Genomic DNA, 7,334 nt, shown 5'->3' with positions numbered 1-7,334 from the left:
GGTTGCACCTTGAAGATAATTATTTTTGAGGACAAACAATGAAAAAACCCCGCCTTTTTTAGACGGGGTTTTGTTTTTTAGGCTTTTTAGACAGCCTCTTTTCTTAAAACATATCTAAGTTTTCAATATAATTAAAAACTAGAGTTATAATCGTAATTCGCTAATGCTATAGCCTGTTTATTAGACATAATAGTAACTAATGTATTAGAATACTTAATTTTAAAACTCTCAACTCTAAAATAAAGTTTGTCCTCAAATAACGCTTCTGCAAATTCTTTCAAATCAGCTGGAACATTGTTACTAGTCCATCTTTTATCAGTAATCTTAAGTGCATCATTATCATCTTGAACATTAAAATTCAATCTATAAGACGCACCATTAAATGCAAAAGTAGCATAATTACCAGCACCTTGTTTAAAGTATATTTGTATTTGACTTAAACCTGGTTTAGAGTCTTTTTTAAATTTATCTAAATACTTTCTAAACAGTGGTGAGTTAGTTGAAGCTCCAGCCAGATCTCCTGCATCGAAAAACAACCTAGTATTACTATCTTTTAAAGTAACTTTATACGAATCATTCCAATTTATAGGTGCCTCTGAATACTTTATTGAAGCAGTATTTCCATTAGCAGAATAATTAAAACTTGATGTATTAGGGTCGAAAATAAAATCAGTAGCAATATCTTCACCTACTTTTATTCCCTTAGTTAATTTTACACCATCTGGCGTATAACCAACTCCAAAAGAACTTTGATTATTCAACATTTCTCCCTTATCAATTTTAGCGAAACGAACACTTGGTAAATAATTCAAATCATAGTTTACCACGTTTCCACCTTCATTTACCTCCAAGACACGGAATATCGGTTGAGTATCTAAACTCATATTAAATCCCATATTGTACTGCTCTTCAAAACGATCCCAGTCCTCCTTAGTTGCTTTCACAAAGACTGCTTCAGTACCTTGCTTAGGAGTTTTAAAATACATTTCATTTCCATCCTCACTCTTACCATAGTACCCAAACTGGAACTCACCATTAAATCCTTTTCCATTTTCATAAGCAGAATTAATAGGATCTGAAAGTTCGTGAATCTTAGTACGTGTAGAGAATATTAAACTTGTAGTTCCACGCATTTTAATTTGGTACTCACCTGTTTCTGCAATTAACCCTTCTTCGTTAAAATCAGACACCATTCTAACGTGACGTCCTCCAGCAAAATCTAATAGATAAGTAAAACCTCCATAGCGTTTACCATCAGTTACATAAACAAGTTTCCATCCATGTTCAGCTGTAAGCAAATGATTCTGTAATTCAATCTCTCTTTGTTCAACACGCTCGGTAGATGTCTCGCTAAATACGCGATCCTCTTCTTTTTGACAAGAAGTAAGCGCTGCTAAAACTATAAGAGCTAAACCTGATTTATATATATAATTTTTCATTGTTTACTTATTAAGGTTGATTTTCTTCAAAATTTCCATTAATCACATCATTAGTGTTGCGTTCAGCAGCATCCCTAAGTTCAAAAAAGTCCATTGAAAATTGATCTAAAAAGTACTTTTCAACAATAGCAATTTTTTGCTCTATAATTGCTTTTCCATCAGCAGACTTAACCTTACTTAGGAAACTTTCAAGTTCAGCTTTTGAACTTAAAAGAACAAAAGAAGCTGTTTCTGCAAAATCCTCATCAGAGTTTAATCTAGCATATGGAGTCACAAAACCTAAATTATTACTATCTTCATCATTTTGATTATACCAGTTAGATGTATACCCTCCAAGTTTTTCACCTAATGCTTTCCATGTTACAATATCATAAGGTTTACTTTGATTCAAAATGTGAATATATTCGTGTTGAATGGTATGTACAAACTCACGAACATCTTCTAAATCAGTGTAATCTACAAAATCAACATTGTATAGAGTGATTCGAGCACCACCACCAGCTTCACCTAAAACAATTGTTCCATTGTGATTCAAGTTGTAACTTCCTATTAAATGCAATTGACGTGGCGCGATTAGCTTAACAAAGTCCTCGCCCCCTACTTCTGAATAACTATCAATCCATATTTTCTTAACCACTTGTAAAGCAGGCTTCACACTACTTAACTTAGGCGGAAATAAAGTTTTATCTGGTTTTCCCATACTTTCATTCCACAAATAAGTAGCATCTATATTATATGGCTCTGTATATGATTTAAATATCCATTGATCTAATTCAGTCTTTGGCTGTTCTTCAGTATTGTAAATACTATCACCAATTTTATCATCACTTGAACATGATGTTAAAACAAGGCCTAAAGTGAAAAATAAACCTAAGCCTTTCAAAATATTGTTTGTTTTCATAATCTTAAAATTATCTAGGGTTAGGAGTTATACCTTTATCAATTGCCATAAGTGGAATCTGAAGTTGTTGTAGGTTATCATTCTCTTTAACTTCATACACTTCGCCTGTAGCCATTTGATGTTTAACAACTATATTATAGCGACGAATATCAAACCATCTGTATCCTTCTTGGTAACCTTCTCTTCTTCTAGCATCTAATAGCGCTCTTAACAAAGTTGTTTGTTCTTCAGAAAGTTGTGTTTTTGGATTGATATCACTTGTCTGAATTGGGTAAAGATTTTGCCAATCACTATACTTGATACTTCCCATGAACTCCTGAGCAGGTGCATTAAGATTTGTTCTTGTAAGGGTAAAATACTCTAACATTTTAGAAGCCTCGTCAATTTGGTTATCTAAAATCATTGCTTCAATTCTATCCAAATACATCATATCATTAGAAAACAGAACAAATGATACATAAGTATGACCTGTCATATTTGTAAAATCTATAATTTTAAAATGCTCATAGAACTTATGTACATAGTAACGATCATTTAATGAATATGTATCGTTTGGATAATTCCAATTTCCATTTTTCTCCGCTAATGGATGCGTATTTGGTCCAAACAATGATCTATTGGCAGAAGCAGAAGATAAATTAAATCTATTTGTATGCAAAATTCTTGTCATCCTTGACTTTACAGTACTCACTAATAAATTAGTTGGCACATAAGTCTGCGCATAATCTGTTTCGTTTTGCTCAATACTCTTCTTATTAGCCCCTTGTACATCTCTAAGTTTTCCAATTGGTAAACCTTGCACAGCTTGCGAATACTTAATAGCATTTTTGTAATCACCTTTAAATAGGTAGAAACGAGTTGCGAATGCATTTGCTGCTGCCTCATTAAAGTGGTAACGTTCTACATTGTTATTCTCATAAGTTACTCCCTTAAGTTTAGCAATTCCAGTTAAGATATCATCCTCTATTAAGTCATATACTTCTTCAACAGAATTTCTTTCATATTTAACAAGTAATTCATCTTCTACACTTGTCATATAAGGGATACCCATATCAGAACTTGCTGTTGCAGGATCGTAATGCTTAGCCCAAAGATTCACTAACATAAAGTGTGAATATGCTCTTGCTAACAATGCCTCTCCTCTTAAATTTTCTAAAGAACGTTTACTTGGTTTATTTGCATATTCTTTTTCTAATTTATCAATTGCCTCGAGTGCTGTATTAGCTTGAGCAATTGCTTTATAAGCTTCCATCCAATAACGAATAGGCCAATCTAAATCTTCATCATGAACATCTTGAAATGTAAACATCTTCTCGTCATTCTCTGATGTCAAATTCATTTTTCCTGAATCTCTTACATCATCAGCCATCATCTCATTAAACAACATAAATGTTGCATCTGGATAAGCCGCTACCAGTAACTGCTCAACCTTTCTTGGACTATCTATAACAGTTCTATTATCTGGTGTTTCTGATAAGAAATCACCACAGCTAACAGTTGTTGCTGCTAATAATAAAACACTAACTAATATTTTTATTCTTTTCATAATTGTTCAAAAATTTAGAAACCAACATTTAAAGTCAATGTGTACTGAGCGGTTTGAGGCATAGCTACCCCACCTGTTCTATAGAACTCAGGATCCTCTCCATTAAGCTTTTTATCTGCATAGATAAGCCATGGGTTTGTTGCCATAAAGCGAACTGAAAATCTTGTCATTTTCATAGACTTTTTAAAGTGGTCAGGGAATTCATAACTTAATGAAATATTTTTCAATCTCACAAATCCACCGTCAGCCACACGTTCTGAAGAATAGTTATAAGCATTAAAAGCTCTAATAACCGCAGAATTTCCATATTTAACAGAAATAGTATTATCAGCTATAACTGGTACATTTGTAAAATTCTCATCCCCAGGATTTAACCAACGATCATTCATTGATTTTCCAAAAACATCAATATCTGAATAAGAACTAGCATAAGTAGGGTTTAAACGGATCTTGTTTCCTCCAGAAGCAACAAATAAAAATCCTAAACTCCAGTTCTTGTATTCAAATGTATTAGATAAACTCAAGGTTTTATTAGGATCGATTGAACCTTCATACTTTAAGTACTTCTCTAAATTAACTGAATCTTGGAAATTTGCTCCTCCAACTACATCTGTTACTCCAGGTGCTTGAACAAATGTTGGCATACCATCAGCATTTAATCCTGTAAAATCGTAAGAATACAAAGCATTTGTTGGACGTCCTTCCATAGCTCCATAACCACTAACTAAATCAATAACACGTGGAGTATTTTGCAAACTTGTAACTTCTTGATGGAAAATAGATCCATTAACTGTTGTCGACCAAGAGAAATCTCCAGACTTAATATTAGTTGAAGTAATACCAAACTCAATACCTTTTGTTTTGATATCCGCATTATTACCTAACTTAATATATTGACCACCAACTCCAGATGTTCTAATCTGATCAATTAAATCAAATGAATTTCTTTGATAAGCATCTACTGCTAATTGAAGTCTATTGTTCCAAAGTCCTAAATCAACTCCAACGTTAAATTCGTATTGTTTCTCCCAAGTAAGGTCCGCATTTTTCAAATCTTGAATGTTAATTCCATTCTCCATATTATTCGAACCTGGTCTATGAGTCACATAAGGTCTATAAATTGCCAATGAGTTAGTAGCAGGTCCAGCAGTAGCAGTTAAACCATAAGAAGCTCTTAAAGCTAAATTACTAACTGTTAGACTGTTTTGCATAAAAGCCTCATTTGATATTAACCATTTTCCAGAAGCAGTCCATGTTGGCAACCATCTTGAAGAACCTGTATCACCTTGGCTATTAGATCCATCATAACGACCTGTTAAAGCTAAAGTATATCGGTGATCATATGTATAAGCAGCTCTTGCAAAGAAAGCTAGAGTTCTTTCTCTCTCTTCTTTAAAATAGAAATATTCTCCTCCTTGTTCAAGCAACTTACGCATTGCATCAATCTCAGGATAAGATACATCCCCATTTTCAAACTGAACTCCTTGAGCTAAGAAATAATCATTACTTCTATTAACCACACGCATCTCTGTACCTCCAAAAACATCTAACTCATGTTTATCTGCAAATACGTTATCATATGAAAGTGTATTTCTTAATAAGAAAGAAGTCATATCATTTGTATAAGTACGCTTTAGTCCAGAGTTAGTCATAATTGGCATACCTGGTAATTCAGGTCTACTTGGATCTCTATATAAGAAAACGTTTTGATCGCGTTCGATTGTATTCTCATTGGCATTATATGCCGCAATAACGTTAGAGTTTTCTGTTACATTGTGCACGCGTTTTGTAGTTGCATAACGAGCAGAACCATTCACATTGTATTTTAAGTTTGGAAGAATTTTATATTCTGCCTCAGCTTGAAAACGAATATCTTTTACATCAATATCCATTCTATTATTATCAAGCTCATTTAAAATATTAAATGGCGCCCAATTACTTCTATAGTACTCATACTCACCCAACTCATTTTTAGCACGTAAAGCACGAGAAGTATTAAGAGCATAACTAAATGGGTTAATGTCGAAATCACGACTGATTGAACCATTCACAACATCTTTCTCAGAATCATATGTTCCTGGTGCTTTTTGATCACGTACAGAAGCCATTCCAGATAAAGAGATTGTCAGTTTATCATTAACAAAGAATGTATTCTTTAAATTCATTGTTAAACGGTGTACTCTATCAGCAATTGTCCATCCTGGATCAGCAAAATAACCAAGAGAAGCATAATATGCACTGTTTTTTCCTCCTCCATTAAAACTCAAAGAGTGATTCTGCGTAATAGATGGTCTGAATAATTCTTTAAACCAATTTGTATTAGCCTTCTCATAAGTTTGCAAATATCCTGCTCTTATATGATCTTGGTTAGATAAAGCAAATTTACTATTTACTGCATCATACTCATTTAAAGCTCTATACATCATATTATAAACCCCACCATTACGGCCATATAACATTTGAGCATAATCTAAATGTCCTTTTTGCTCAAGTTCGTTATAAACCATCATGTTTTGCTGAGAGTTCATCAAGTCATATTGCGAATACATCGGAATAGGTCTTAATGTGTTCTCCATCGCGTAAGTAATAGACATAGGAGTCTCTTTTCTTCCCGATTTTGTAGTTACAACAATTACTCCATTCATGGCACGTGAACCATAAATAGCAGTAGCAGATGCATCTTTTAAGATATCGATACTAAGTACGTCTTCTGCATTTAATCCAGAAATAGCTGAACTCAATACAGACTCAGAGTTACCTGAAGCTAATTGTTCAAAAGACACATTAATAATATCCTCTTGTACTACCCCATCAATAACCCATAACGGTTTTGTATCACCCATAATAGATGAGTTACCACGAATAGTAATTTTAGGTGCAGCACCAAAAACTCCAGAAGGGTTTTGCACGGTTACCCCTGCCACTTTACCTTCAATCATTCTACTTACGTCTGTAACACCATCGACTTTTAAGTCTTTAGCTTCAATACGGCTAACTGCTCCTGCTTCTTTTCTCTTTGATAAAGTTTGGTAACCAGTATTGATCACTACCTCATCCATTAGCTTAGAATCGTCTAATAAAGAAACGTTAATCACCTGCTGAGCATTTACTTTTTTCTCCAGTGTAGCGAATCCCATGAATTCATAAACTAAAACTGCATTTCCGTCATTTACTTTAAGACTATACTGACCATCTATATCTGTTTGAACAGCAGTATTTGTCCCTTTAATAATAACCGTAGTACCAGGTAAAGGTAAGCCATCACTGGCAGCAATAACTTTACCAGTAACTGTTCTTACTTGCGCTACCATTACACCTCCTGAGAGATAGATTGAGCACACAACAAGAAACCCTCGTAATATTCTCTTCATATTTGTTAATTATTAATTAATAACCGTTAACAAATAAATAACAAAAATTAAATAATTCCTAATGCAGTCTAAAAATT

4 protein-coding genes are annotated in these 7,334 nt (G+C 33.6%); all 4 read right to left on the bottom strand.

Features of this window, described 5'->3' with window-relative positions; genetic code table 11:
• Positions 1 to 131: 131 nt before the first annotated feature.
• From GOQ24_RS14870 to GOQ24_RS14855, 4 genes are read right to left on the bottom strand one after another with little or no spacing between them, the layout of a single operon-like run.
• Positions 132 to 1,439, bottom strand: a complete 1,308-nt coding sequence (locus tag GOQ24_RS14870) for a DUF4302 domain-containing protein (protein WP_155092670.1) — start codon at positions 1,437 to 1,439, stop codon at positions 132 to 134.
• A gap of 10 nt (positions 1,440 to 1,449) precedes the next feature.
• Positions 1,450 to 2,340 (bottom strand): putative zinc-binding metallopeptidase, encoded by an 891-nt coding sequence (locus tag GOQ24_RS14865; protein ID WP_155092669.1) that lies wholly within the window; start codon positions 2,338 to 2,340, stop codon positions 1,450 to 1,452.
• A 10-nt stretch (positions 2,341 to 2,350) separates the two neighbouring features.
• Complete coding sequence (locus tag GOQ24_RS14860) at positions 2,351 to 3,886, bottom strand: RagB/SusD family nutrient uptake outer membrane protein (protein ID WP_155092668.1); 1,536 nt, start codon at positions 3,884 to 3,886, stop codon at positions 2,351 to 2,353.
• Positions 3,887 to 3,900: 14 nt separating this feature from the next.
• Positions 3,901 to 7,257, bottom strand: a complete 3,357-nt coding sequence (locus GOQ24_RS14855) for a SusC/RagA family TonB-linked outer membrane protein (protein WP_160340044.1) — start codon at positions 7,255 to 7,257, stop codon at positions 3,901 to 3,903.
• Between the last annotated feature and the right edge of the window lie 77 nt (positions 7,258 to 7,334).

The sequence above is a fragment of the Myroides sp. LoEW2-1 genome (assembly GCF_009767705.1).
Taxonomy (GTDB): domain Bacteria; phylum Bacteroidota; class Bacteroidia; order Flavobacteriales; family Flavobacteriaceae; genus Flavobacterium; species Flavobacterium album_A.
Note: the sequence above shows the minus strand (reverse complement) of the source record. Positions and strands in the feature narration are given on the sequence as shown.

What these genes read in the sequence shown, in the direction of transcription:
- GOQ24_RS14860 (WP_155092668.1), bottom strand. Translation starts at nt 3,886, where the DNA reads ATGAAAAGAATAAAAATATTAGTTAGTGTTTTATTATTAGCAGCAACA.
- GOQ24_RS14870 (WP_155092670.1), bottom strand. Translation starts at nt 1,439, where the DNA reads ATGAAAAATTATATATATAAATCAGGTTTAGCTCTTATAGTTTTAGCA.
- GOQ24_RS14855 (WP_160340044.1), bottom strand. Translation starts at nt 7,257, where the DNA reads ATGAAGAGAATATTACGAGGGTTTCTTGTTGTGTGCTCAATCTATCTC.
- GOQ24_RS14865 (WP_155092669.1), bottom strand. Translation starts at nt 2,340, where the DNA reads ATGAAAACAAACAATATTTTGAAAGGCTTAGGTTTATTTTTCACTTTA.